This window comes from Zobellella denitrificans, assembly GCF_002407485.1.
GTDB lineage: Bacteria > Pseudomonadota > Gammaproteobacteria > Enterobacterales > Aeromonadaceae > Oceanimonas > Oceanimonas denitrificans.
Map to the genome: position 1 here is coordinate 46369 of NZ_CP012621.1, position 25624 is coordinate 71992.

The following is a 25624-nucleotide window of genomic DNA, read 5'->3' on the forward strand; positions in this document are numbered from 1 at the left end:
CGCCCTCAGCCCTGCAGCGTTTCCCGGATCAGCCGGGCCTTGTCCTGCAGCAGCGGCAGGAAGCGGCCGGTCAGGGTGTCCATGTCCACCCGGGCGGCGTTGGTGCTGATGTTGATGGCGCCGAGCAGTTGCCCCCGCTGGTCGAAGGCCGGTACCGCCAGCGAGCGCAGGCCCGAATCCAGTTCCTGATCGACGATGGCGTAGCCCTGTTGGCGCACCTGGTCGATGGCCCGGCGCAGTTCCGCCTTGTCGGTGATGCTGTGTTCGGTATGGGCCTGCAGCCGTACCCGCTCCAGGTAGGCGGCCAGCTCGGCTTCCGGCAGCTGGGCCAGCAGCACCCGGCCCATGGAGGTGTAGGCGGCGGGCAGCCGGGTGCCGACCGACAGGCGAATGGCCATCAGCCGGTGCTCGGCGGCGGAGCGGGCGATATAGACCACGTCGTCGCCGTCGAGCACGCCCAGCGAGGTGGACTCGCCGATCTCCCGGGTGATCTCCTCCAGGTAGTGCTGGATCACCACCCGGTAGGGGTTGGCCGAGAGGAAGGCGTTGCCCAGCTGCAGCACCCTGGGGGTCAGCGCGAAGTGGCGCTGCTGCTTGTCCAGGTAGCCCAGGGCGTGCAGGGTCAGCAGAAAGCGGCGCGCCTTGGCCCTGTCCATGCCGGTTCTGGCCGCCACCTCGCTCAGGGTCATGCGCGGATGCTGCTGATCGAAGGCCTGCAGCACCTCCAGGCCGCTGGCCAGGGCGGCGACGAAGTCCCTGTCTTCGGGGCTGAGCCTGTCATCTGCGGTCATGGGGTTCCTCCTGTGGCGGTGTCGGCGGTGGGCCTGGCCATCCATGGTAGCAAAAGTTCGCATAACGAACCCCCGTTTTCACTCCGCCTTTTTTGTCTGTTGATGAGCAAAAAATAATCTTTTCTTTTTCAACCGGTTAATCTCTTTTTCAAAAAAATCGCCGGGATCGGGGTTTGCCACGTCCGTCGAATGGGTGTAAATATGTTCGCAATGCAAACCCAAGTTCGTAATGCGAACTTTAAAGTCACCCAGGGAGGCGATACCCATGGCCCAATTCATGAGCCTGCACGACGCGATTGCCCGTTACCTCCAAAACGGCGACACCGTCGCCATGGAGGGTTTTACCCACCTGATCCCCTTTGCGGCGGGTCATGAGATCATCCGCCAGGAAAAGCGCCGGCTGACGCTGATCCGCATGACCCCGGACATCCTCTACGACCAGCTGATCGGCGCCGGTTGTGCCGAGCGGCTGATCTTCTCCTGGGGCGGCAACCCCGGCGTCGGCTCCCTGCACCGGCTGCGCGATGCGGTGGAAAAGGGCTGGCCCAGCAAGCTGGAAATCCTTGAACACAGCCACGCCGCCATGGCCTGCGCCTACGAGGCGGGGGCCGCCGGCCTGCCGCTGGCGGTGCTGCGCGGCTACATCGGCAGCGACCTGCCCAAGGTGAACCCGCAGATCCGCTTTATCGAGTGCCCCTTCACCGGCGAACGGCTGGCGGCGGTGCCGGCGGTGCGGCCCGATGTGAGCATCATCCATGCCCAGCGCGCCGACCGGCAGGGCAACGTGCTGGTGTCCGGCATCGTCGGGGTGCAGAAGGAAGCGGTGCTGGCGGCCAAACACAGCATCGTCACCGTGGAGGAAATCGTCGACGATCTGCAGGCCGACCCCAATGCCTGTGTGATCCCGGGCTGGGCCATCGACGCCATCGCCGAGGTGAAAGGGGGCGCGGCGCCGTCCTACGCTCACGGCTACTATCCGAGAAACAACAGCTTCTACAAGGAATGGGACGCGATCTCCCGCGATCGTGACACCTTCAACCAGTGGCTGGATCAAACCGTATACAACGCAGGAGGGCAGGCCCAATGACACTCGCATACAGTTCTTCCGAAATGATGACGGTCACCGCCGCCCGCGCCCTGAGCAACGGCATGACCTGCTTTGTCGGCATCGGCCTGCCCAGCGAGGCGGCCAACCTGGCCCGCCTGACCCACGCCCCCGAGGTGGTGCTGATCTATGAATCCGGCACCCTGCAGACCAGGCCCGACATCCTGCCCCTGTCCATCGGCGACGGTGAGCTGTGCGAGCAGGCGCTCACCACGGTGGCGGTGCCCGAGATGTTCCGCTACTGGCTGCAGGGCGGCCATATCGACGTGGGCTTTCTGGGCACCGCCCAGATCGACCGCTACGCCAACCTCAACACCACCCTGATCGGCGACTACCAGGCACCCAAGGTGCGCTTGCCCGGCGGCGGCGGCGCCCCCGAAATCGCCTCCAACGCCAGGGAAGTGTTCATCACCCTCAAGCACTCGCCGCGGGCCTTCGTGGACGCCGTCGACTTTATCACCACCCTGGGCTACGGCCGGGACGGCAAGGGCCGCGAGGGTGTGCCCAACATCGGCCGGGGCCCGACCAAGGTGATCACCGATCTGTGCGTGATGGCCCCCGATGCCGAGACCAAGGAGCTGGTGGTGACCTCGCTGCATCCGGGCGTGACCCGCGAGCAGGTGAGCGAGGCCACCGGCTGGCCGGTGCGCTTTGCCGAGCCGCTGGCGCAAACCCCCGAACCTTCTGCCGAGGAGCTGGAGATCCTGCGCTCGCTCAAGGCCAGAACCGCCGCCCACCATGCCAAGCCGGTATCCCAGGAGGCCGCCCAATGAAGCCCGTTTACCTCTGCCACCCCAGACGCACCGCCATCGGCCGCTTCGGCGGCACCCTGGCGGCGGTACGCCCCGACGACCTGGCCGCCCAGGTGTTCAGGGCCGTGCTGGCCCAGGCGCCGGCGCTGGATCCGGCGGCCATCGACGAAGTCATCATGGGCTGCGCCAACCAGGCCGGGGAAGACAACCGCAACGTGGCGCGGATGTCGTCCCTGCTGGCCGGCCTGCCGGTGAGCGTGCCCGGCACCACCATCAACCGGCTGTGCGGCTCGGGCATGGACGCCGTGGGCACCGCCGTGCGCGCCGTCAAGGCCGGCGAACTGGAGCTGGTGCTGGCCGGCGGGGTGGAGTCCATGTCCCGCGCGCCCTTCGTGATGGGCAAGGCCGACACCGCCTTCAGCCGCACCCAGACCATTGAAGACACCACCATCGGCTGGCGCTTTATCAACCCGCTGATGAAGGCCCAGTACGGGGTGGACTCCATGCCGGAAACCGCCGAAAACGTGGCCGAGCAGTTCAACATCTCCCGGGAAGATCAGGATGCCTTTGCCGCCCGCTCCCAGCAGAAGGCGGCCGAATCACAGAAAAATGGCCGTTTTGCCGAGGAAATCGTGCCGGTGGAAATTCCCCGCCGCAAGCAGGAGCCGCTGATCTTCGCCGACGACGAGCACCTGCGCCCTGACACCACGGCAGAGAAACTGGCCAGGCTGCCGACTCCCTTCCGCGCCGGGGGCAGCATCACCGCCGGCAATGCCTCCGGGGTGAACGACGGTGCCGCCGCCATGCTGATCGCCAGCGAAGCCGCGGTGCAGCGCCACGGCCTCAAGCCCATGGCCCGCGTGCTGGGCATGGCCACCGGTGGCGTTGAACCGCGCATCATGGGCATTGGCCCGGTGCCGGCGGTACGCAAGCTGCTGGAACAGCACAACCTGACCATGGACGACATCGACCTGTTCGAGTTCAACGAAGCCTTTGCCGCCCAGGCCCTGGCCTGCATGCGGGAACTGGGGCTGAAGGACGACGACCCCAGGGTCAACCCCAACGGCGGCGCCATCGCCCTGGGCCACCCGCTGGGCATGTCCGGCGCCCGTCTGCTGCAAACCGCCGCCCACGAGCTGCACCGGCAGAACAAGCGCCTGGCCCTGTGCACCATGTGCGTGGGCGTCGGCCAGGGTATTGCCACCCTGATCGAGCGGGTTTAATTCTACCTAGAGCATCATATAGTTTAAAACTTAGGCAGTGATGATTCTTGGGGCGCGGGCGGCACCAAACTGCTGTAGATGCCGCTGTAGATACCGCTGTAGATGCCGCTTTAGCTGGCATGAACCGGCATGAACCGACACAAACCGGCGGGAAAGGATGCCCAATTACCGCATTCCCCGCCCTTTGCCGGTTTGCGCCACGTAAACGGGCGCCTACAGGTGCGATATCGCACTGCTCGCGTTTTAAACTGAGCGGTGCTCTAGCGTTGCATATCTTCGGGGGCGGGGATCGGGCAGCACCTATGCTTGGGAGGTGGGCCCTTTGGCCGACCGGCTCTGCACCCATAAACGGTGCTGTTTGCAAACTCGCCTAATTCCGGCAGAGTCACCTTTTACCATTCGGAGGCTGAATGTCTTTTCTGGAAATTGACGGCCGCGCCGTCGGCTACCGCCTGCTGGGCGACCCGGCGCTGCCGCTGGTGGTGCTGGCCCATCCCCTGGGCATGAGCCAGGCGGTGTGGGACGACCTGCTGCCCGCCCTGCTGCCCCATTACCGGGTGTTGAGCTGGGATCTGCCCGGCCATGGCAGCAGCGCGGCCTGGAAGGGCGAACGTATTACGCCCGCCGATCTGGCGGCGGAGCTGCTGGCGCTGGTCGAGCAGGCCGGCGCTGCGCGGTTCCACTTTGCCGGCACCTCCATCGGCGGGGTGATCGGCCAGCAACTGCTCAGCCGGCATGGCGAGCGTCTGTTGTCCGCCACCCTCACCAACACCGGGGCGGTGATCGGCACCGCCGAGGCCTGGCAGGCCCGCGCCAAGGCGGTGCGGGAGAAGGGGCTGGCCGCCATGGCGGTGGACATAGTGCCGCGCTGGTTCGGCTCCGCCGCCTGTGAGCGCGAGCCGGCCCTGCTCAAGGGCTGGAACACCATCATGGGGCGGGGTGACGCCAACAGCTACGCCCTGCTGTGCGACATGCTGGGCCGCGCCGACTTCCGCGAGCAACTGCAGGGCCTCGGCGTGCCCCTGCTGCTGGTGGGCGGCAGTGACGATATCGCCACTCCGCCCGAATCGCTGCGCACCCTGGCCCAATGCAGCGGCGCCGGCGAGCCGGTTATCCTGGAGCACATCGGCCATGTGCCCTCGGTGGAATGTCCGGCGGTGTTCGCCGAACTGCTGGTCAAACGAGTGAGCTAACCTGCAACGAGGGCGCCCCTGCCTGCAGGGAGCGCCCACCGTCAATCCACGCCAACGCTCCTGTCTTCAGCAAATACCCAGCCCAGAACCGGCAAGAGATAACTCATCATGGACTCCTACGAAATCAGCGATGTTCGCGCAACCTACCCGGAATCCCATACCAAAGTGGTGTTGATCGCCGCCATCGGTACCGCGACCCTGCTGCTGGTCGCCCTCTCCATCCGACTGGGTGGTCAGGATGGCGTGGCGCTGACGCTGTCTCTGTCGGGCGCGCTGCTGACCCTGGCGGCGGCTTGCCTGGCCCTGAGGTTGCCGGTGCGCATGGTCGACCAACCGACAGCGGAGCCCGTCGTGGTTGAAACGGCGCCTGTGCTGCCACCCGCGGCCGAACCCGAGCCCGTGAAAATAGCCCACCCAGTACCCGCTCCGGTCTACCATCAACGCCTGCTGGCACAGCTCGACCAACTGGGCGCCAACGCCGGGCTGATCCTGGAAGAAATGGCACAGGCCGGCGTTCTGGCCCGGCAATCCGGTAGCAAGGTGGCCGAGACCGCCCACCGCATCCGCGCCTCGGAGGCCGCGATCCGCTCACTCGCCGGTGATATGGAAAATATCGATCGGGTATTCAGTCAGTTGCAGGTTCAGTCGGCCGAGATCGGCGCCATCGTGGGCAATATTCAGGACATTGCCAAACAGACCAACCTGCTGGCCCTCAATGCCTCCATCGAAGCGGCCCGGGCGGGGGAGCACGGCCGGGGTTTTTCGGTGGTGGCGGACGAGGTGCGCAATCTGTCCCGCCGGGTGAACCAGTCCAGCGAACAAATTCGGGACATTGCCGAGAACCTGGGGCATTCCGCCACCAGGGCCCGCACCGGACTGGAGAACATCGACCAGTCCCGTGGCACCTGTTTGCAGGAGGCCAGCCAGGCGCTGGCGGCGATTGATGACATTCAGGCGGGCGCACAGACCCGCATGGAGATTGTTCAGCAGGTCACCCAACGCGTGGGCCACCAGCAGTCGCTGGTGGCGGAGGTGCTGGCGGACATGGCCGGCGCCAAGTAGATGTTGTTTATCGGTTGACACCCGTCGGCAAAGCATTGTTACTGAGGCTAAACCAACCGGATGCCGGCCAAGGAACGAACAAGACGATGCCAAACCAACAGATCCAGATTTTCACCAGTGCCGACGGGCAAGCGCAACTGGAAGTGGCGCTGGAGCAGGAGACAGTGTGGCTTAGTCAAAGCCAGATGTCGGTATTGTTCGATACCACAACCGATAACATCGGTTTGCACCTGAAAAACATCTATCAGGAGGGGGAGCTGGTAGAAGTGGCAACTACCGAGGATTTCTCGGTAGTTCGTCAGGAGGGCAAGCGGCAGGTTCGACGCCGCATCAAGCATTACAATCTGGATGCCATTATTTCAGTGGGTTACCGGGTCAGTTCAAGACGCGCCACCCAGTTCCGCCAGTGGGCCACCCAGGTGCTGAAAGACCACCTGGTTCAGGGCTACACCCTTAACCGGCGCCGCCTGGCGGAGCGGGGCATCGAGTTCGAGCAGGCGATGAATTTGCTCAGCCGTACCCTGAGCAATCAGGGGCTGGTATCACCGGAGGGGGCCGCGGTGGCGGGCGTGATCAGCGACTATGCCCGCTCCTGGAGCCTGCTGCAGGGCTACGACGAGCAGCAACTGGCGGAAATCGGTATCAAACAGCCGGATATGCGCCCGCTGGAGCTGGACGAAGCCTTGGCCGCCATCGGCGAACTCAAGCAGACCCTGATCGCCAAGGGCGAGGCGACCGAGCTGTTTGGCAGGGTGCGGGGTGATGGCCTGGCCTCGGCGCTGGCCACCATAGAGCAGGGCTTTGGCGATGAGCTGTTCTATCCCAACGTGGCCAGCCGGGGCGCCCATTTGCTGTACTTTGTGATCAAGAATCATCCCTTGGCAGACGGCAACAAGCGCTGCGGCTCCTTCCTCTTTTTGTGGTACCTGCGCCGTAATGCGGCATTGCTGGCCCGGCCGGTGGAGCAACTGATTAACGACAACACCCTGGTGGCCCTGGCGCTGCTGGTGGCGGAAAGCCTGCCGGAGCAGAAAGCCCTGATGATCCGGTTAATCGAGCATTTTATCCTGCTCAAGGAGCCGGCCGGGGATAAGCATTCATCAACTGACTGACAAGCAACGGGAACCACAGCGCTTGGCCCGGTTGGCCGAATTGCTGCTGAATTGACGGTAAAAAAGATAATAAAAAAGGCCTGCAATCGAAGGCCTTTTCAGTATCAGATGTTCACGATCAGGAAGCGGGTTGTTCCGGTTTTTCCTGCTTCTCCGGTACCAGCGGAATGGCCGGCTTGGCGATAAGCGACCGGGTGTCTTCAATGGCCTCGGTGAGGATTACCTGGATATGCTGGCCCAGTTCGTAGACGGCTTCCTTGTCCAGGTAGACGCGGCCGTCGTCCCAGCTGCATTCCAGCCGGTCCCGGTTGGCCAGGATCAGGGAGGAGGGCATAAATACCACGGCACCGTTTTCCTGCAGGCGCAGCTTTACGCCGCCCCGGCCGATGTCGATGATTTCGGCGTCGAATACCTTGCCCTCGGCCACCGCCGGCTGCAGGTAGCGCACATAGAGCCAGTCGGCGATGTCGCGCTCGGCGCGGCGGTGCATGCGGCGCTGCTCGGACAGGTGCTGGGCCAGCTCGGCGCTGGGCGCGTGGGCCTCGTGCTCCTGCTCGGCCAGTATCGCCTTGATCAGCCGGTGGTTGATGATGTCGCCGTATTTACGGATGGGCGAGGTCCAGGTGGCGTAGGCGGCCAGGCCCAGGCCGTAGTGCTCGGCCGGGGTCACGCTCATGGCGGCGAAAGACTGGTAGCGGCGCACCCGGTTGTCCAGGTAGCTGGTGTCGCGGGCGTCCAGCCAGCGGCGCAGGGCGCAGAAGCCTTCCAGGCTGGCCAGGCTTTCCGGCTCGAAGGGGGCTTCGTGGGCCTGCAGCAGTTCGGCCACCTGGGCCAGCTTCTCGGCGTCGAAGCCGGCGTGTACGTTGAACACCCCGGTGCCGGCGTGTTCGGCCAGCCAGTTGCCGCAGGCCAGGTTGGCGGCGATCATCGCCTCTTCCACCATCTGGTTGGCGATGCGGCGGTGATCCACGTGAATGGCCACCACGTTGCTGGCGTCGTCCAGCTCGAAGCGGTAGTCGGGCCTGTCCTTGAACACGATGGCGTGCTCGCTGCGCCAGGCGCTGCGGGCGCGGGTGAGTTCGGTCAGCTCGCGCAGCTGCTCGGCGATCACTTCGCTTTCCGGCTGCCAGTCGCCTTTCTGCTCGACCCAGTCGGAGACCTTGTCGTAGGCCAGCTTGGCCTGGGAGCGGATGCGGGCGGCGAAGAATTCCACCTGGTCGGTGACCTTGCCGTCAAAGTCGATCAGCAGGCGGGCGCACAGGGCGGGGCGCTCTTCGCCGGCCTTGAGCGAGCACAGTTCGTCGGCCAGGGTGCGCGGCAGCATGGGAATGTTGCGGCCGGGCAGGTAGACGGTAAAGGCGCGTTCGGCGGCGACCTTGTCCAGATCGCTGTCGTGGGGCACATAGGCGGTGGGATCGGCGATGGCCACGGTCAGCTCCCAGCCGTTGTCCAGCTTCTTCACGCTGAGGGCGTCGTCCATGTCCTGGGTGGACTCGCTGTCGATGGTGAAGAAGGGCACCTCGGTGAGATCCCGGCGCGGCAGGGATTCTTCCAGGGTCTGCCACTCGTCCTGGTCCCGGGGCGCCTGGTTGGCCAGCTTGTTGCGGGCCAGCACCACCCACCAGGGGGCGATGGGGTCGTCGACCCCGGCGATCAGCTCCACCACCTCGGCGAAAAAGCCGTTGTCCTTGAGGGCGTGGCGCTTGAGCTCGCCCAGCACCCAGTCGCCTTCCTTCAGGCCCTTTTCATCCAACCCCTTGATGGTGCGGGCCTTGATGGCGTCCTTGATCAGCGGGTGATCGGGCACTATGTTGAGCCGGTCGCGGAACCACTTCACCCGGGCCACGAAGCGGGTCAGCCCCTGCTCGACCAGGGTTTCCGGCTCGGCCACTTCCTTCTCGTTTTCGGTGCGCACCAGGGCGGTGATGCGGTCGCCGTGCAGCACCTTCTTCATGTAGGGCGGCGGGATGAAAATGCTTTCCTTCTCGCTCACCTCGAGGAAGCCGAAACCTTTGGCGGTGGCCTTGACGGTGCCTTCCTTGGTCGGCATGGATTCGCGCAGCTGTTGCTTGAGCTGGGCCAGCAGGGGGTTGTCTTGAAGCATAGATAGGGAACCTGTCGAAATATCGGCCTGACTATACGGATTTACCCCCCGTCTGCCAAGGAAACCTTGGCCCGGCGCCGGGTTTCGGTGCCCAACCGGAGCCTGTCAGCCGTATTCCCGGAGCAGGGTGAGTCTGCCGAGGTCCGGCCGGCCGTTGCCGTCCACGCCCCTGTCCAGCAAGTAGCGCAACCGGTCCAGCATGGCCGCCTGGCCCGGCGCCCATTGGGCGCTCAGGCGGGCCAACTGGGCGTTGCCCAGGCCGCTTTCCAGGCTGTCGGCCACCACCACTTCCAGCCCCCGGGCCCGGGCTGCCTCGGCCAGTTCCCGGCACAGGGCCAGGCCACCCAGTTGGCTGGGCCTGAGCACCAGGGCTTTCAGCTGGTCGAACAGCGGATAGTCGGGGGAGGCATGGCGGCCGAGATCGAAGGCCACCGGCCAGCCGTGGCGCTCCGCCAGTCGCTGGCTGGCGGCCAGGTCGGCGGCGGGCTCCAGCAGCCAGTCGATGCGGGCGGGATCGATGCGCCGCCACAGCCCTTCCAGCTGCTCCTCGCTCAGCCGGCCGCCCGCGTCCAGCACCAGCTGCAGGCTGGGTACCAGCAGGGTCAGCTCGCGCACCAGGCCGGCGTCGTGCTGCACCTCGCCGGTGAGGGTCAGCCAGGCCCGCTGGGGGTGAACCCGGCGGCAGCGCCAGGCGCGGATAATGGGTTCCCGCTCGCCTTCCAGCAGCGGCAGTGAGGGGGCCGGTTCGCCGTCGATGGCGGTGAGGGCGCAGTCCAGCCCGAATTGCACCGAGGACAGGCGGGCACCGTGGGGCTGGCCCTGGGCCAGCCGCGCGCAGGCGGCCAGCAGCTCGTCCTGGGCGTCCTCCAGGCTCTCGCGGGACTCGCCGGGCAGGGGGGCGACCTCGCCCCAGCGGCCGTCGATGCACACGTAAAAGCCCCGGCGGCGACCGAGGGGGGTACCCCTGATGGTGAGCGCCATGGTCAGGGGAAGTTCATAGCCGTAAACCGCAATATGCATTTGTGGTGACCCCGTTAATCGCCGTCGGAAATATCTTTAACTAAAAGTAACATCTGTCCGCCGGGGACGGTAGTGCTGTTTTTATCGCCCGGGGCTTGGGTATGATAGGTTTTTTCCTTGATGACCAAGAGAGCGCCGATGCCCCTGAGCACCTGGCTGAACGCCATCCGACCCAAGACCCTGCCCCTGGCGCTGGCGTCCATCCTGCTCGGCGCCGGGGTGGCGGCCGGGGAGGGTGCCTTCGACGGCGGCGTGCTGCTGCTGGCCCTGCTCACCGCCCTGCTGCTGCAGATCCTCTCCAACCTGGCCAACGACTACGGCGACGGGGTGCGCGGCACCGACGCCGAGGGGCGCGCCGGCCCCGCCCGGGTGTTGGCCTCGGGCCTGGCGACCCCGGCGCAGCTGCGGTCCGCCATCCGGCTGACCGCCGGCCTGGCGGCGTTGTCCGGCCTCTTGCTGCTGGGCCGGGCCCTGGGCGCCGACCGGGCCGCCTGGCTCGGTTTTCTGCTGCTGGGCGCCTTGGCCCTGCTGGCGGCCCTGGGCTACACCCTGGGCCGGCGCCCCTACGGCTACCGGGGGCTGGGGGATCTGGCGGTGTTCGTGTTCTTCGGCCCGGTGGCGGTGCTGGGCACCAGCTGGCTGATGCTGCACCAGCCGGGAGCCGGCGCCGGCTGGGCCGCCCTGGTGGCGGGCCTGCTGTCGGTGGCGGTGCTCAATATCAACAATATCCGCGATCTGGAATCGGATCGCCGGGCGGGCAAGCACACCCTGGCCCTGCGCCTGGGGCTGGCCCGGGCCAGGGTCTACCAGCTATTGCTGCTGGCCACGGCCCTGCTGGCGGGAACGCAGCTGATGGCGGGCTGGGGTTTTCTGGCCCTGCTCGGGCTCTGGCCCCTGGCCGGCGCCACCCGGCTGGTGCTGACCGAGCAGGGGCCGGCGCTGAACCGGGCCCTGGGGCTGACCGCCCGCGGCACCCTGATCTTTACCGGCCTGCTGGCCCTGGGGCTGGCCTGGGGGTAGTGCCCCGCTTTAATGTCTTTGTTGATAAAGAGTTAAAGCAAGATTGCAAAAATTGTATCCAACCGCTTTGCTTTTGACCGGCGGCTCTGGCTATACTGACGTCCATCTTGTCGGAGTGCCCCCAAGGGCTGAGACCGCGAACAGCGGGATCCGTTGAACCTGATCAGGCTAATACCTGCGAAGGGAAACAAGTGAGAATCAGGCCCCAAGACCCTTTCCCACCCGGCCGGTTCTTCCTCAACACTCCTGACAAGCATTTTCACGAACCAATGGACGCAAGGTGAGATTGCTATGTCAAAAACGAATCGTCGCGAAGTACGCAGCCAGGCCCAGGAATACATCCAGAACCTCAAGGGCGAACCCTTTCCCAACTCCGGCCGTATCTACATCGAAGGCTCGCGCCCGGATCTGAAGGTGGCCATGCGCGAAATCCGCCTGGCCGACAGCTTCAAGGGCGGTACCAAGGAAAACCCCATTTTCGAGGCCAACGCGCCGGTGCCGGTGTACGACACCTCCGGCCCCTACGGCGATCCGGACTCCGAGCTGGACGTCCGCCAGGGCCTGCCCCAACTGCGTCGCCAGTGGATACTGGAGCGCGACGACACCGAGGAGCTGGACAGCGTCACCTCCCAGTTCACCCAGCAGCGCATGGCCGACGACGGCCTGGATCACCTGCGCTTCGAGCACCTGCCCAAGCCGCGCAAGGCCAAGCTCGGCCAGTGCGTGACCCAGCTGCACTACGCCCGTAAGGGCATCATCACCCCCGAGATGGAATACATCGCCATCCGCGAGAACATGGGCCGCGAGCGGGTGCGGGACGAGCTGCTGCTCAAGCAGCACCCGGGCCAGAACTTCGGCGCCAACCTGCCCGAGTTCATCACCCCCGAGTTCGTGCGCAAGGAAGTGGCCGAAGGCCGCGCCATCATTCCCGCCAACATCAACCACCCGGAATCCGAGCCGATGATCATCGGCCGCAACTTCCTGGTGAAGATCAACGCCAATATCGGCAACTCGGCGGTGACCTCCTCCATCGAGGAAGAGGTGGAGAAGCTGGTGTGGTCCACCCGCTGGGGCGCCGACACCGTGATGGACCTGTCCACCGGCCGCTATATCCACGAAACCCGGGAATGGATCATGCGCAACAGCCCGGTGCCCATCGGCACCGTGCCCATCTACCAGGCGCTGGAGAAGGTGAACGGCGTGGCCGAGGACCTGACCTGGGAAGTGTTCCGCGACACCCTGATCGAGCAGGCGGAGCAGGGCGTGGACTACTTCACCATCCACGCCGGCGTGCTGCTGCGCTACGTGCCCATGACCGCCAAGCGGGTCACCGGCATCGTCTCCCGTGGCGGCTCCATCATGGCCAAGTGGTGCCTGTCCCACCACAAGGAAAACTTCCTCTACGAGCACTTCCGCGAAATCTGCGAGATCTGCGCCGCCTATGACGTCTCCCTGTCCCTGGGTGACGGCATGCGCCCCGGCTCCATCGCCGACGCCAACGACGAGGCCCAGTTCTCCGAGCTGTACACCCTGGGCGAGCTGACCAAGGTGGCCTGGGAATACGACGTGCAGGTGATGATCGAAGGCCCCGGCCACGTGCCCATGCACATGATCAAGCGCAACATGGAAGAGCAGCTGGAGCACTGCCACGAGGCGCCCTTCTACACCCTGGGCCCGCTCACCACCGACATCGCCCCCGGCTACGACCACTTCACCTCCGGCATCGGCGCCGCCATGATCGGCTGGTTCGGCTGCGCCATGCTGTGCTACGTGACGCCCAAGGAACACCTGGGCTTGCCCAACAAGGAAGACGTCAAGCAGGGCCTGATTACCTACAAGATCGCCGCCCACGCTGCGGATCTGGCCAAGGGCCACCCGGGCGCCCAGATCCGCGACAACGCCATGTCCAAGGCCCGCTTCGAGTTCCGCTGGGAAGACCAGTTCAACCTGGCGCTGGATCCGGAAACCGCCCGCGCCTACCACGACGAGACCCTGCCCCAGGAATCCGGCAAGGTGGCCCACTTCTGCTCCATGTGCGGGCCCAAGTTCTGCTCCATGAAGATCACCCAGGACGTGCGCGACTACGCCGCCAGCCTGGAGAACAACATCGCGGTGCAACTGGTGGACATGGACGGCAACAGCGAAACCGTGGTCGCCGGCATGGCCCAGATGTCCGAGGAGTTCAAGAAGCGCGGCGGCGAGCTCTACCACCAGGCCGACAAGCTGGAGCGGGAGGAGGCATGACCCGACCCATCGTCTGGACCGTCGCCGGCTCGGACTCGGGCGGCGGCGCCGGCATTCAGGCCGACCTGCACACCATACAGGCGCTGGGCGGCCACGGCTGCTCGGTGATCTCCGCCATCACCGCCCAGAACTCGGTCACGGTGTCCATGGTGGAGCCGGTGCTGATGCAGGCCTTCACCAGCCAGCTGGTGGCCCTGGCCACCGACCTGCCGGCCCGGGCCATCAAGATTGGCCTGCTGCCCGGCGGCCTGCGCGCCGAGGTGCTGGCCCGCTACCTGAAGGAATACCGGCGCCAGTGGCAACCCTGGGTGGTGCTGGATCCGGTGGCCATCGCCAGCACCGGCCAGGCCATGGCCGAGCCCAACCTGCTGCCGGCCATCAAGCAGCACCTGCTGCCCGAGGTGGACCTGGTCACCCCCAACGCCGCCGAGCTGGCGGCCCTGTCGGGCATAGTGCCCGACTCGCCCGGGGCGGTGCGCGCCGGTGCCGCCGCCCTGCTGGAGCTGGGCGCGCGCGCCGTGCTGGTCAAGGGCGGCCACCTGGCGTGGAGCGGGGATCAGGCCCTCGACTACTTTACCGACGGCCAACGCGAGATCTGGCTGGCCAGCCCCCGGCTGGACACCGTTCACGGTCACGGCACCGGCTGCACCCTGGCCTCGGCCATTGCCACCGCCGTGGCCCAGGACTACCCGATCGAGGATGCCCTGGTGCTGGCCAAGGCCTACGTCAACCAGGGGCTCAAGGCCGCCGAAGGCCTGGGCCGGGGCGCCGGCCCGGTAGCCCACCTGAGCTGGCCCGACCGACGCGAAGACTTCCCCTCCGTGGTGATGCCGGGCTCGGCCCTGGGCAAGCAACTGGGGCTCGAGGGCAGCCTGCCCCAAGGCGCCTTCGCGGCCATGGATACCCTGAAGCTGGGGCTCTACCCGGTGGTGGACTCGGTGGCCTGGCTGGAGCGGCTGCTCGGGCAGGGCGTGCGCACCCTGCAGCTGCGCATCAAGGACAAGATGGATGCCGAGGTGGAGGCCGACATCCAGGCGGCGGTGGCCCTGGGCAAGCGCTTTAACGCCCGGTTGTTTATCAACGACTACTGGCGGCTGGCCATCCGCCACGGCGCCTACGGCGTGCACCTGGGCCAGGAGGACATCGAAGTGGCGGATCTGGAGGCCATCCGCGCCGCCGGCCTGAAACTGGGGCTGTCCACCCACGGCTACTACGAGATGCTGCGGGCCCGGGAGCTCAAGCCCTCCTACCTGGCGCTGGGGCATATCTTCCCCACCAAGACCAAGGACATGCCGTCCCGGCCCCAGGGCCTGGCGCGGCTGGGCCGTTACGTGGCGCTGATGGACGACTACCCGCTGGTGGCCATCGGCGGCATCGGCCGGGAGCGGGTACCGCTGGTGGCCGAGACCGGGGTGGGCAGCATCGCCCTGGTCACCGCCATCACCGAAGCGGCGGATCCGGATGCCGCCACCCGCGAGCTGCTGGCCTTGGTGGAGGGGGATCATGCTGAGTGACGGCGAATTCCTGCGCTACAGCCGCCACCTGCTGCTGGAAGAGGTGGGCGAGGCCGGCCAGCTCCGGCTGAAAAACGCCTCGGTGCTGATCGTCGGCCTGGGCGGCCTGGGCTCGCCCGCCGCCCAGTACCTGGCGGCGGCCGGGGTAGGCACCCTGTGGCTGGCCGACTTCGACCAGATAGAGGTGAGCAACCTGCAGCGCCAGACCCTGTACGACAGCGACAGCCTCAAGCTGAGCAAGGCCGAGGTGGCCCGGGACAGGCTGCACAGGCTCAACCCCGAGGTGGAGCTGATCGCGGTCAACCAGAAGCTGGACGAAGGCGCCTTGGGTGACTTCGTGGCCGAGGTGGATCTGGTGCTGGACTGCACCGACAACATGGCGGTGCGCCAGGCCATCAACGCCGCCTGTTACGCCTGGGGCAAGCCGCTGCTGGTGGGGGCCGCCATCCGTTTCGAGGGCCAGTTGCTGGCGCTCAACCCGGAACTGGATCACGGCTGCTACCGCTGCCTGTACCAGCCGGAACAGAGCGAGCGGCTCAACTGCGGCAACGCCGGCGTGATCGGCCCCGTGGTGGGCACCATCGGCCTGTTGCAGGCGCTGGAAGCCATCAAGTTTTTAACCGGCACCGGCAGCGTGCCCTGGGGCGAACTCAAGCTGTTCGAGGCCAAGGCCCATCGCTGGCACAGCCTCAAGGTGCCCAGGGATCCGGCCTGCCCCGTGTGCGGCCCAGAGAGTGGAGAATCATCATGCGCGTAACCCTGAACGACGAAGCGCTGGAGCTGGCGGAGGGCACCACCCTGGGCCGGCTGCTGGCGGAGCTTGAGCAAGACAAACCCGGGGTGGCGGTCGCCCTCAACCAGCAGGTGGTGGCCCGCAGCCGCTGGCCCGAGCAGGCCCTGGCGCCCGACGACACCATCACCCTGTTCCACGCCATCGCCGGAGGCTGAGATGAGCCTGACCATCGCCGACAAGACCTTTACTTCCCGCCTGTTCACCGGCACCGGCAAGTTTGCCAACGGCGCCGTCATGAAGGCGGCGTTCGAATCCAGCGGCTCCGAGCTGGTGACCATGGCCCTGAAGCGGGTGGACCTCAAGGCCCACAGCGACGACATACTGCCGCCGCTGCTGGCGCTGGGCGTCAACATGCTGCCCAACACCTCGGGCGCCAAAAACGCCGACGAGGCGGTGTTCGCCGCCCGGCTGGCGCGGGAGGCCCTGGGCACCAACTGGCTCAAGCTGGAGATCCACCCGGACCCCAAATACCTGCTGCCCGATCCCATCGAAACCCTGCGCGCCGCCGAGCGGCTGGTGCAGGAGGGCTTTGTGGTGCTGCCCTACTGCGGCGCCGACCCGGTGCTGTGCAAGCGGCTGGAAGAAGCCGGCTGCGCGGCGGTGATGCCGCTGGGCGCCCCCATCGGCTCCAACAAGGGGCTGGTGACCCGGGACTTCCTCGAGATCATCATCGAGCAGTCCACTGTGCCGGTGGTGGTGGATGCCGGCATAGGCGCACCCAGCCACGCCGCCTACGCCATGGAGCTGGGCGCCGATGCGGTGCTGGTGAACACCGCCATCGCCGTGGCCGGCGATCCGGTGGCCATGGGCCGGGCCTTCCGGCTGGCGGTGGAAGCCGGACGGATGGCCTTTGAAGCGGGGCTGGCCGGCCAGAGCCACCAGGCCCAGGCCTCCAGCCCGCTCACCGCCTTCCTGGGGGCGTTATGAGCTTCTTCGAGGTCTGGTCGTCCCTGGATTGGGACGACATCAAGCTGAGCATCTACGGCAAACAGGCGCGGGACGTGGAGCGGGCCCTGGCCCGGCCGAAACGGGATCTGCAGGACTTTATGGCGCTGATCTCGCCGGCCGCCGAGCCCTACCTGGAGCAGATGGCGCAGCAGGCTTACCGCCTGACCCGCCAGCGCTTCGGCAATACGGTGGGCTTTTATATCCCGCTCTACCTGTCCAACCTGTGCGCCAACGACTGCACCTACTGCGGCTTCTCCATGAGCAACCGGCTCAAGCGGCGCACCCTGACGGAGGCAGAGATAGAGCGGGAATGCCTGGCGATCAAGGCCATGGGCTTCGACACCGTGCTGCTGGTGACCGGCGAGCACGAGGGCAAGGTGGGGCTCGACTACTTCAAGCGGGTGCTGCCGATCATCAAGCGCCACTTCAGCTACCTGATGATGGAGGTGCAGCCCCTGTCCCGGGAAGAATACGCCGAACTGCGGGAGTACGGGCTGGACAGCGTCATGGTGTACCAGGAGACCTACCAGCACCTGACCTACGACCAGCACCATATCCGCGGCAAGAAGAAGGACTTCCGCTGGCGGCTGGAAACCCCGGACCGCCTGGGCCAGGCGGGCATCGACAAGATCGGCCTGGGCGCCCTGTTCGGGCTGGAGGACTGGCGCGCCGACAGCTTCTATGTGGCGGCGCACCTGCGCTACCTGCAGAAGCACTACTGGCAGACCCGCTATTCGGTGTCCTTCCCGCGCCTGCGGCCCTGCGCCGGCGGCCTGGAGCCCAAGTCGGTGATGAGCGACCGCCAGCTGGTGCAGCTGATCTGCGCCTACCGGCTGTTCGACCAGGAGCTGGAGCTCAGCCTGTCCACCCGGGAGTCGGAGCAGTTCCGTGACAAGGTGATCCCGCTCGGCATCACCAGCATCAGCGCCGGCTCCAAGACCCAGCCCGGCGGCTACGCCGACGCCAGCGTCGAGCTGGAGCAGTTCGAGATCGACGACGACCGCGCCCCGGCCGAGGTGGCCAGGGCGGTGGCCGCCGCCGGCCTGCAGCCGGTATGGAAGGACTGGGACAACAGCTACTCCGCCAGCCGCTGAGGGCGCATCGGGGCGACGCCTGTCGTCGCCCCTCTGTGCTAACGGATGGCCGCCCGGGCGTTCCGGGAGTAGAATCCCCCCTTTCAAGACAGGGCGAGGGGAAAGAGGTGATTGCAAACAACACGCACAGCAAGGTGATCGGCTATATCCTGTGGATTTTCGGCTTTATGGGCGCGCACCGCTTCTACTACGGCCGCCCCATCAGCGGCACCATCTACTTTTTTACCCTGGGCCTGTTCTTTATTGGCTGGATAGTGGACTTGTTCCTGATCCCTTCCATGGACCGCGCCGCCGAGCGCCGCTACCTGGTCGGCCCCAAGGACTACAACGTCAGCTGGATACTGCTGACCTTCCTCGGCATCTTCGGTGCCCACCGGCTCTATCTGGGCAAGTGGATCACCGCCATCCTCTGGTTTTTCACCGGCGGCCTCTTCCTGCTCGGCTACCTCTACGACTACTGGACCCTGAACAGCCAGGTGGACGAGGTCAACCGGGAGTCGCGCCGGTTCGGCTGACGCCTGGGTCGCGGGCGGTCCGCCCGTGCCCCAACCGGTCACTTTATTGTCGGCGCTGAACTCGGCTGGCGGGCGACGGCTTAATCCAGCAACCCGGCCTGCCTGAGCCGCGTGATCCAGGCCGGGCGTTTACCATGGTGGCGTTGCAGCTCGGCCAGGCCCTGCTTGAAGTCCTCCTCCCTGCCGGCATGGCGCAGGGCTTTTCTTCTTACTCGAACCGCGCCCTGAATTGCCGGTATTCCCGTTGGGCGGCGTCGGTGGCAGTGCTGTACAGCCAGATCTGCTGGCCCGGCCGGCACTGGGCCAGGCGGGAGCAGGCCAGGGGCGTCAGGGTGCCGAGGCGGGGATAGCCGCCGATGGTCTGGCGGTCGTTGAGCAGCACTATGGGCTGGCCGTCCGGCGGCACCTGCACCGCGCCCAGGTTGATGCCCTCGGAGATCATCGAGGCGATGGAGCAGTGCAGCGCCGGCCCCTGCAGGCGGATGCCCATGCGATCCGAGCGGTTGTCCACCCGCCAGGGCCGGCCGAAGGCGTTGAGCAGGCTGGCATCATCGAAAAAGCGGAACTGGGCGCCGGGGATCAGCGCCAGCCGGGGCGTTTCCTCATAGTCGGGCAGGGCGTCGTCGGGCAGGCGCCGCGCCGGTATGGCGGTTTCATTCGGCACAAAGGCCAGCCGGTCGCCGGCCGCCAGCGTGCTGCCGTCGCCCTGGTGGCCGCCCAGGCCGTCGCGCACCACGCAGGCGCGGCTGCCCAGCACCGGCTCGGCGACAAAGCCGCCGGCCACCGCCAGGTAGGCGCGCATGCCCTGGCGGCACATGCCGAGGCTCAGCACCTGGCCGGCCTTGAGGGTGAAGGCCTGCCAGGGCGCGAGGGGCCGGCCGTCCAGGGTGGCCTGCATGTCCGGGCCGGCCAGGGCCAGCCGGCAGTCCCTCCCGGCCTTGAGTTCCAGCCCGCCCAGGGTGATTTCCAGCGCCGTGCTGCCCCAGGGGTTGCCCAGCAGCCAGTTGGCCCAGGCCCAGGCGTGCAGATCGGCGGGGCCACCCTGGGTGACGCCGAGGCGGCGCACGCCGTAGCGGCCGGCGTCCTGCAGGGTGCTGAGCGGGCCGGGGCGGCTGATGGTGAGGTATCCTGATGACATAGGGGTGACCTGTCGGATGCGAATATGGTGCTTCCGCCAGAATAAGGAAATCCGAACCGAATGCCTACCCTCAGGCAAACCCGGCCCTGAAGCGGCAGTAGTCCCGCAGGGCGCGTTCCTGGCTTACCGCCCGCAGCTTGACCTCGGTGCCCGGCGGGCACTGGGCCAGGCGGGAGCAGGCCAGGGGTGTCAGGGTGCCGAGGCGGGGGTAGCCGCCGATGGTCTGGCGGTCGTTGAGCAGCACTATGGGCTGGCCGTCCGGCGGCACCTGCACCGCCCCTAGGTTGATGCCCTCCGACACCATGGCGTCCAGCCGGCAGTGCAGGGCGGGCCCCTTCAGGCGGATGCCCATGCGATCCGCCCGGCTGTCCACTTGCCAGGGCCGGTTGAAGGCCTGGAACAGGCTCTGGCCGGTGAAGGCGGCGATCTGGGCGCCGGGGATCAGCTCCAGCACCACGGGGGCGGCGTAGTCGGGCTGGGTCGCGAGCGGCAGGGTACGGGGCGGGACGGGAGTGTTTTGGTCGCCGAACGCCAGCCGGTCGTTGGCCGCCAGCTTGCTGCCGTCGCCCTGGTGGCCACCCAGACCGTCGCGCACCACGCAGGCGCGGCTGCCCAGCACCGGTTCGGCGACAAAGCCGCCGGCCACCGCCAGGTAGGCGCGCATGCCCTGGCGGCACATGCCGAGGCTCAGCACCTGGCCGGCCTTGAGGGTGAAGGCCCGCCAGGGCGCGAGGGGCTGGCCGTCCAGGGTGGCCTGCATGTCCGGGCCGGCCAGGGCCAGCCGGCAGTCCTGCCCGGCCTTGAGCTCCAGCCCGCCCAGGGTGATTTCCAGCGCCGTAGCGCCCCAGGGGTTGCCCAGCAGCCAGTTGGCCCAGGCCCAGGCGTGCAAATCGGCGGGGCCGCCCTGGGTGACGCCGAGGCGGCGCACGCCGTAGCGGCCGGCGTCCTGCAGGGTGCTGAGCGGGCCGGGGCGGCTAATGGTGAGATATCCTTGTGCCATTGTGAACTACCTTGTTGCCATGGGAGAGGTATCGCCGCCGAGGCGCTCGAAGGCGGCCTTGTCGACCGGCACGAAACGCACCCGATCGCCCACCCGTAGCAGGCTTAGGTCTTTGCTGCGCGGGTCGAACAGGGTGGCGCTGGTGCGCCCGAGCAGGTTCCAGCCGCCGGGGGAGGGGCGCGGGTAGGCGGAGGTCTGGCGGCCGGCGATGGCCACGCTGCCCGCCGGCACCCGCTGGCGCGGCGTGTCGAGCCGGGGCAGCTCCAGTTCGGCGGGCAGGCTGCCCATAAAGGCGAAGCCGGGGGCAAAGCCCAGGGCGAATACCCGGTACTCGTGCTCGCTGTGCAGCCGGATCAGTCGCTCGGCGGCGAGGCCGGTATGCCGTTCCAGCCGGGCCATGTCCGGGCCCACGCTGGGGTGGTACCACACCGGCAGTTCCTTGAGCGGGGCGTCGGCATGGTCCCGGTCCGGGGTCAGCCCGGCCAACAGGGCCTGCAGTTTTTGCCGCGCCTGGTCGTCGCCGAGGCGCAAGGGATCGTACTGCACCAGCACAGTGGTGTAGGAGGGCACCAGATCCACCAGGTCGTCGCCAAACGCCTGTTCGCAGCCGCGCACCAGGGCGGTGATCCAGCCCATGTTGCGCTCGTCGATGCTGTCGAACAGCCGCACCAGCCAGGCGTCCATGCCGGCGTTTTCCAGCCGGGGCAGGGTGCTCATGCCAGTTGGTCCAGGGCCTGGCGGATGGCCTTGACCGCCGCGATGGACTCGGGATTGTCGCCGTGCACGCACAGGGTGTCGGCCGCCAGCATAAGCGGGCTGCCATCGCTGGCGGTGAGCGCCTGGCCCAGGGCGATGCGGCGGGCCTGCTCGACGATGACGGCGGGGTCGTGGTGCACGGCGCCGGGCAGCCGGCGCGAGACCAAGTAGCCCTGGGCGTCGTAGGCGCGATCGGCGAAGGCCTCGAACCAGAGGGTGACGCCGTGTCGGGTGGCCAGGGTGCGGGCCGGCTGCGGATCCCGGGTGGCCATCACCATCAGCGGCAGGGTGGGGTCATAGGCGGCCACCGCCTTGATCACCGCCTCCAGCCGGGCCGGGTCCTGCATCATGTCGTTGTAGAGGGCGCCGTGGGGCTTGACGTAAGTGACCCGGCCGCCTTCGGCCCGGCACAGGGCGTCCAGCGCCCCCAACTGGTAGAGCACCAGGTTCTCGATTTCGGCGGGGGAGCAGGCCAGGGAGCGGCGGCCGAAGCCCACCAGATCCGGGTAGGCCGGGTGGGCGCCCACTTTCACCCCGTGGTCCAGCGCCAGGCGCACGGTGCGGCGCATGGTGTCCGGATCGGAGGCGTGAAAGCCGCAGGCCACGTTGGCCAGGTCCACGAAGGGCATCACCTCCCGGTCGCAGCCCATCACCCAGGGGCCGAAGCTTTCCCCCATGTCGGCGTTCAACAGCAGTTTGGGCATGATGTCGGTTCCTTCTGAGATTATTAACACAGTTCTATCTTACCTGTGCTCGGGGAGTCCGGGCACTCATCCTCAGCAACAGCGTTTCTTCAGTTCCGGCCAGTCCACCGGTTGCAGGCGCAGGCCGTGGTTACCCTTGTAGGGAGCCGGTTGAGGTGAGGACCAGCCTTGCAGCAGTTGGTGATCAACCTCGTAGATCTCCACGCCGAGGGGGTTGCAGGTTTCCAGCGGATCGCGTGCCTCGGGCCCCCACAGATCGATGGACAGGTCGCCGCCGGGGCAGCAGGACATGGCGCACAGCAAGTCGATCTCGGCAAAGAATTCCAGGTAGTCCCCTTTCTTGGCCGGGCACGCTTTCATAAAGTACTGATCATCGTCGTTGAGGCCGGTGCATTGGAAGATATTCAGCACGTCATGCACATCAAACTCGGTCAGGCCATAGGGTTGCACCGCCCGCACCAGGTTGGAGTGGCAGTGGAAGTCAAAATCCTCGCCGGTGAGCAGGCGGTTCACATAAGGGTCACAACGGGTACCCAGCAGATCATGGACTCTCCCGCCGTCTTCATCGACCCCATATCCGGCCAGGGTATCCTCGATAATGGTGGCCATTGGTCTGAGGTAGGGAAGTGTGGACCACAACCTGTCATAGGTGCTGACGTGGGCCGCCTGCAACTGGCGAGTGCGGGAAGCCCACATCCGTTCTCTTGGATTGTGAAGATTCCACATATTGAAATCGCCAACCTGGGGACCTTCTATCACCTTGATGCGAAATACATGTCCGGCTGGTACCACCCAGGCCAGTCCATCCCGCATGGGCACGGTCAGCGTTGCCACAAGGCGGCGTTCGGAGCGTGTCGCGGTCAGACTATCGTAGAATTCCTTGTTTACATCCAGTATGGAGCCTTTGGTTGCCTGATAGGCAGCAGGTACTTTAGCCATGTTGATTATACCTCTGTGTCATTATTACTTGGCTGTGGCCAGGGTTGTTGAAGGGGGGGCCTTGTGCATGGCGAGCATTAGGGAGTCGAAGCGTGCCTGCTCGCGGGTACTGGTACCCAGCCGGCTGATCAGCACTATGGCCAGGAAGGAGGCGAAAAATCCGGGAACGACTTCGAATATGTCAAAGATGCCGGCCGGGCCGCCACTGAGTGGTTTCCACAGCGCCACCACCAGGGCTCCGGTGAGCAGGCCGGCGATGGCCCCGTTGCGGGTCATTCCGCGCCAGAACAGGGAAAGCAGAATCACCGGACCGAAGGCTGCACCAAAACCACCCCAGGCATAGGCCACCAGTTCCAGAATGCTGCTGTCACGATCCATGGCCATAACGCCGGCGAGCAGGGCGACGGCGGCTACACTCAGTCGGCCAATCCAAACCAGCTCCTGCTGGCTGGCTTGAGGACGCAGCAACCCCCGGTAAATATCTTCGGAAATGGCGCCGGAACAGACCAGCAGTTGGGAGTCGATGGTGCTCATAATGGCGGCTAATACACCTGCCAGTACAAAACCGGCAACCCAGGGATTGAGCATGATGTGGGACAGATCCAGAAAGACCCGTTCGCTGTTTGCCAGTTCGCCACCAAACCAGTGGAAGCCAAATATCCCCACCGCCACTGCCGAGCCCAGGGTGACGATAGACCAGCCCATGGCAATACGACGAGAGGCGCGGATGTCTTCACGGCGACGTACCGCCATGAAACGTACCACCACATGGGGCTGACCGCAGTAGCCGATGGCCCAGCCAGCGAGGGAAATCATGCCTACCAGAGTAATGCCATCCCAGAAGCCGCTCATGGAGGGGATGCCTTCGACCAGGGTAGAATTTTCAGCTGGCAAGTTAAGCCAGGTTGTCACGGCAACTGCCAGCAACGCCAGGGCCATCATGATGCCCTGGACCAAATCGGTCCAGGAAGCCGCGAGAAAGCCTCCGAGGAAGGTATAGGAGACGATGATCAAGGCTCCCACCCACAGGGCTGTTTTGTAGTCTATCTCGAACAGTCCCTCAAAAAGCACGGCTCCACCCACCAATCCGGCGGATACATAGAAGGTGAAGAACACCAGCATGACCACCGAGGAGAGGGTACGCAATATCCGGCCCTTGTCTTCAAACCGGCTTTCAAGATAGTCGGGCAGGGTCAGGGCATTTCCGGCAGCTTCGGTAAAGACCCGCAACCGTTCAGCAATAAGGGTCCAGTTGAGATAAATACCGGTGATGGTCCAGATGGCTATCCAGGCTTGGCCCAGGCCTTGGGAAAAGATGGCGCCGGGTAACCCCATCAGGGCCCAACCGCTGAGATCGGAGGCTCCGGCGCTCAGTGCCGCCACACTCGGAGGCAGGTTCCGGCCGCCAAGGATGTAATCCGACAGGTTTTTGGTAGCTCTATAAAAGTACAGGCCGATACCCAGCATCATAAGCAGGTAGAGCCCGAAGGAGACCAACACGGCAGTATCCATAAGTACCTCGTTCAATCGTGTTCCATGATTAGGTTGTGGTTACCGGCTATAGCAATAGGGCGTTGAGCAGACAGGTAACCTGAGGAGAGAAAGGTTATATATGTTTTAAATTATCAAAAAGTGATATAAATTAAGTGTTAATGTGAATTTATATCAAGTGTCATGTCGCGCCCAACCTTATCGGCATTGAAAGCCTTTGAAGCCATCATTCGTACGGGTAGCCTCAGGGCTGCCTCCCAGGAACTGTGCATTACTCAGTCAGCGGTGAGCCATCAATTGAAGCGCCTGGAAGACTCCATGGGACTGTCTTTGGTGGTTCGCCGCGGTCGTGGCATTGAGCCCACGGCAGAAGGAAAGCGTCTTGCCGAGGGACTGAAGGAAGGATTCCAACGGCTGGATGCGGCGGTAGACGGGATTCTTGCGGATACTTCCGGACGGCGCTTGTGCATCTGCTGCCTGCCGTCGGTGGCTGTGCGTTGGCTGATCCCCCACTTGAAGGATTTCCGTCTACGCCATCCTGATATTTCCATCAGCATTCAGTATTCCGACTATCTTTACTCTCCGATCGGAACCGATGCGGACGTGCTGATTTCCTGGTTGGATGGCGCTCCTCCCGATAACTCCTGCAGTGAAAAGCTGTTTTCCGGAGCGACTTACCCGGTTGCCAGCCCTATCTATCTGGATCGAGTGGGCTTGGTTCGAGAGCCTGTAGATCTGCTGAAGATGGAACTGTTACATGATCACTCTATCCTGCCCTGGCAAGAATGGTTCCGGAGCCAAGGGATCATCCCGGGAGTGTTGAGCGAGGGAGCCGTTTATGAGGATTTCAATCTGCTCAGTGCTGCAGCCATCACAGGGCAGGGCGTGGCGCTTTGTCCGGTGCGGCTGATTGATACCGAATTGAAGCAAGGCACACTGAAGCAACTATTCGATGTTCCAGTCAATGAAGAGCGTGCCTATTGGCTGTTTCACCACCCCAAGCCTTCATCCTCCGTCCTGGCATTTTGCAACTGGCTGGGTAATGTCATAGCGGCGGACAAGGACATGTGCTGAGAGCGCCGTCAATCCAGCCGATGACCGGGCCG

General features: G+C 65.4%; 25 protein-coding genes and 1 riboswitch. Of the genes, 15 read left to right on the plus strand and 10 right to left on the minus strand.

The genetic code is table 11. The features are described 5' to 3' along the window. Positions 1–5: 5 nt before the first annotated feature. Together AN401_RS00205 and AN401_RS19625 are read right to left on the minus strand one after the other, a co-directional pair. Positions 6–791, minus strand: a complete 786-nt coding sequence (locus tag AN401_RS00205; RefSeq protein ID WP_096778228.1) for an IclR family transcriptional regulator domain-containing protein — start codon at positions 789–791, stop codon at positions 6–8. 78 nt (positions 792–869) lie between these two features. Then, positions 870–1058 carry a hypothetical protein gene (locus AN401_RS19625; protein ID WP_157772121.1) on the minus strand — a complete coding sequence of 63 codons (189 nt, stop codon included), beginning with the start codon at positions 1056–1058 and terminating at the stop codon, positions 870–872. Here AN401_RS19625 and AN401_RS00210 point away from each other — a divergent pair. The 6 genes from AN401_RS00210 (at position 1057) to rhuM (ending at position 7238) form a co-directional block, all read left to right on the plus strand. Next, entirely contained in the window at positions 1057–1878 is an 822-nt protein-coding gene (locus AN401_RS00210; RefSeq protein WP_094040511.1) for a CoA transferase subunit A, read from the plus strand. The two genes, AN401_RS19625 and AN401_RS00210, sit on opposite strands and share 2 nt — an antisense overlap. Continuing rightward, complete coding sequence (locus AN401_RS00215) at positions 1875–2669, plus strand: CoA-transferase subunit beta (protein WP_096778229.1); 795 nt, start codon at positions 1875–1877, stop codon at positions 2667–2669. Before AN401_RS00210 ends, AN401_RS00215 begins: the two co-directional genes overlap by 4 nt. Then, complete coding sequence (pcaF, locus tag AN401_RS00220) at positions 2666–3871, plus strand: 3-oxoadipyl-CoA thiolase (protein ID WP_096778230.1); 1206 nt, start codon at positions 2666–2668, stop codon at positions 3869–3871. Before AN401_RS00215 ends, pcaF begins: the two co-directional genes overlap by 4 nt. Positions 3872–4281: 410 nt before the next feature. Next, positions 4282–5064, plus strand: coding sequence for an alpha/beta fold hydrolase (locus AN401_RS00225; RefSeq protein WP_096778231.1), 783 nt, complete (start codon positions 4282–4284; stop codon positions 5062–5064). Positions 5065–5172: 108 nt separating this feature from the next. Further along, complete coding sequence (locus AN401_RS20230) at positions 5173–6126, plus strand: methyl-accepting chemotaxis protein (protein ID WP_096778232.1); 954 nt, start codon at positions 5173–5175, stop codon at positions 6124–6126. Positions 6127–6212: 86 nt separating this feature from the next. Further along, a complete protein-coding gene (gene rhuM / locus AN401_RS00235) occupies positions 6213–7238 on the plus strand; it encodes a virulence protein RhuM/Fic/DOC family protein (RefSeq protein WP_096778233.1) in 1026 nt (341 codons plus the stop codon). 118 nt (positions 7239–7356) lie between these two features. On the opposite strand, the gene AN401_RS00240 is transcribed toward rhuM, so the two are convergent. After that, positions 7357–9342: an exoribonuclease II gene (locus AN401_RS00240; protein ID WP_094041257.1), complete on the minus strand. Its 1986-nt coding sequence runs from the start codon at positions 9340–9342 to the stop codon at positions 7357–7359. A 105-nt stretch (positions 9343–9447) separates the two neighbouring features. Further along, the gene (locus tag AN401_RS00245) at positions 9448–10362 is read right to left on the minus strand and encodes an enolase C-terminal domain-like protein (RefSeq protein WP_094041259.1); all 915 of its coding nucleotides are present in this window, start codon (positions 10360–10362) and stop codon (positions 9448–9450) included. 138 nt (positions 10363–10500) lie between these two features. On the opposite strand from AN401_RS00245, the gene menA reads away from it, so the two are divergent. The 8 genes from menA (at position 10501) to AN401_RS00285 (ending at position 18490) form a co-directional block, all read left to right on the plus strand. Then, complete coding sequence (menA, locus tag AN401_RS00250; protein ID WP_096778234.1) at positions 10501–11382, plus strand: 1,4-dihydroxy-2-naphthoate octaprenyltransferase; 882 nt, start codon at positions 10501–10503, stop codon at positions 11380–11382. Between the two features lie 101 nt (positions 11383–11483). Next, positions 11484–11586, plus strand: a riboswitch (TPP riboswitch). 87 nt (positions 11587–11673) lie between these two features. Further along, complete coding sequence (gene thiC, locus AN401_RS00255; protein WP_096778235.1) at positions 11674–13626, plus strand: phosphomethylpyrimidine synthase ThiC; 1953 nt, start codon at positions 11674–11676, stop codon at positions 13624–13626. Beyond that, positions 13623–15140 carry a thiamine phosphate synthase gene (gene thiE / locus AN401_RS00260; protein WP_096778236.1) on the plus strand — a complete coding sequence of 506 codons (1518 nt, stop codon included), beginning with the start codon at positions 13623–13625 and terminating at the stop codon, positions 15138–15140. The genes thiC and thiE overlap by 4 nt, the downstream gene beginning before the upstream one ends. Continuing rightward, positions 15130–15897, plus strand: coding sequence for a HesA/MoeB/ThiF family protein (locus tag AN401_RS00265; protein WP_096778237.1), 768 nt, complete (start codon positions 15130–15132; stop codon positions 15895–15897). The genes thiE and AN401_RS00265 overlap by 11 nt, the downstream gene beginning before the upstream one ends. After that, the gene (gene thiS / locus AN401_RS00270; RefSeq protein ID WP_096778238.1) at positions 15888–16088 is read left to right on the plus strand and encodes a sulfur carrier protein ThiS; all 201 of its coding nucleotides are present in this window, start codon (positions 15888–15890) and stop codon (positions 16086–16088) included. Before AN401_RS00265 ends, thiS begins: the two co-directional genes overlap by 10 nt. A 1-nt stretch (position 16089) precedes the next feature. Then, positions 16090–16860: a thiazole synthase gene (locus AN401_RS00275; protein ID WP_096778239.1), complete on the plus strand. Its 771-nt coding sequence runs from the start codon at positions 16090–16092 to the stop codon at positions 16858–16860. Beyond that, positions 16857–17975 carry a 2-iminoacetate synthase ThiH gene (thiH, locus tag AN401_RS00280; protein WP_096778240.1) on the plus strand — a complete coding sequence of 373 codons (1119 nt, stop codon included), beginning with the start codon at positions 16857–16859 and terminating at the stop codon, positions 17973–17975. The genes AN401_RS00275 and thiH overlap by 4 nt, the downstream gene beginning before the upstream one ends. A 107-nt stretch (positions 17976–18082) precedes the next feature. Then, positions 18083–18490, plus strand: a complete 408-nt coding sequence (locus AN401_RS00285) for an NINE protein (RefSeq protein WP_096778241.1) — start codon at positions 18083–18085, stop codon at positions 18488–18490. A 208-nt stretch (positions 18491–18698) separates the two neighbouring features. Here the strand turns inward: AN401_RS00285 and AN401_RS00290 are convergent, their stop codons facing one another. From AN401_RS00290 to putP, 6 genes are all read right to left on the minus strand, one after another. Further along, the gene (locus AN401_RS00290) at positions 18699–19628 is read right to left on the minus strand and encodes a 5-oxoprolinase subunit C family protein (RefSeq protein ID WP_096778242.1); all 930 of its coding nucleotides are present in this window, start codon (positions 19626–19628) and stop codon (positions 18699–18701) included. A gap of 70 nt (positions 19629–19698) precedes the next feature. Beyond that, complete coding sequence (locus AN401_RS00295; RefSeq protein WP_096778243.1) at positions 19699–20628, minus strand: 5-oxoprolinase subunit C family protein; 930 nt, start codon at positions 20626–20628, stop codon at positions 19699–19701. Positions 20629–20634: 6 nt separating this feature from the next. After that, the gene (pxpB, locus tag AN401_RS00300; protein WP_096778244.1) at positions 20635–21345 is read right to left on the minus strand and encodes a 5-oxoprolinase subunit PxpB; all 711 of its coding nucleotides are present in this window, start codon (positions 21343–21345) and stop codon (positions 20635–20637) included. After that, complete coding sequence (locus tag AN401_RS00305) at positions 21342–22088, minus strand: 5-oxoprolinase subunit PxpA (protein ID WP_096778245.1); 747 nt, start codon at positions 22086–22088, stop codon at positions 21342–21344. The genes pxpB and AN401_RS00305 overlap by 4 nt, the downstream gene beginning before the upstream one ends. Positions 22089–22160: 72 nt before the next feature. Next, positions 22161–23027, minus strand: a complete 867-nt coding sequence (locus AN401_RS00310; RefSeq protein WP_096778246.1) for an urea carboxylase-associated family protein — start codon at positions 23025–23027, stop codon at positions 22161–22163. A 24-nt stretch (positions 23028–23051) separates the two neighbouring features. After that, positions 23052–24539 carry a sodium/proline symporter PutP gene (putP, locus tag AN401_RS00315; RefSeq protein ID WP_096780268.1) on the minus strand — a complete coding sequence of 496 codons (1488 nt, stop codon included), beginning with the start codon at positions 24537–24539 and terminating at the stop codon, positions 23052–23054. A gap of 162 nt (positions 24540–24701) precedes the next feature. Between putP and AN401_RS00320 the strand changes: the two genes are divergently transcribed. After that, positions 24702–25592 carry a LysR substrate-binding domain-containing protein gene (locus tag AN401_RS00320; protein WP_096778247.1) on the plus strand — a complete coding sequence of 297 codons (891 nt, stop codon included), beginning with the start codon at positions 24702–24704 and terminating at the stop codon, positions 25590–25592. Positions 25593–25624 lie beyond the last annotated feature (32 nt).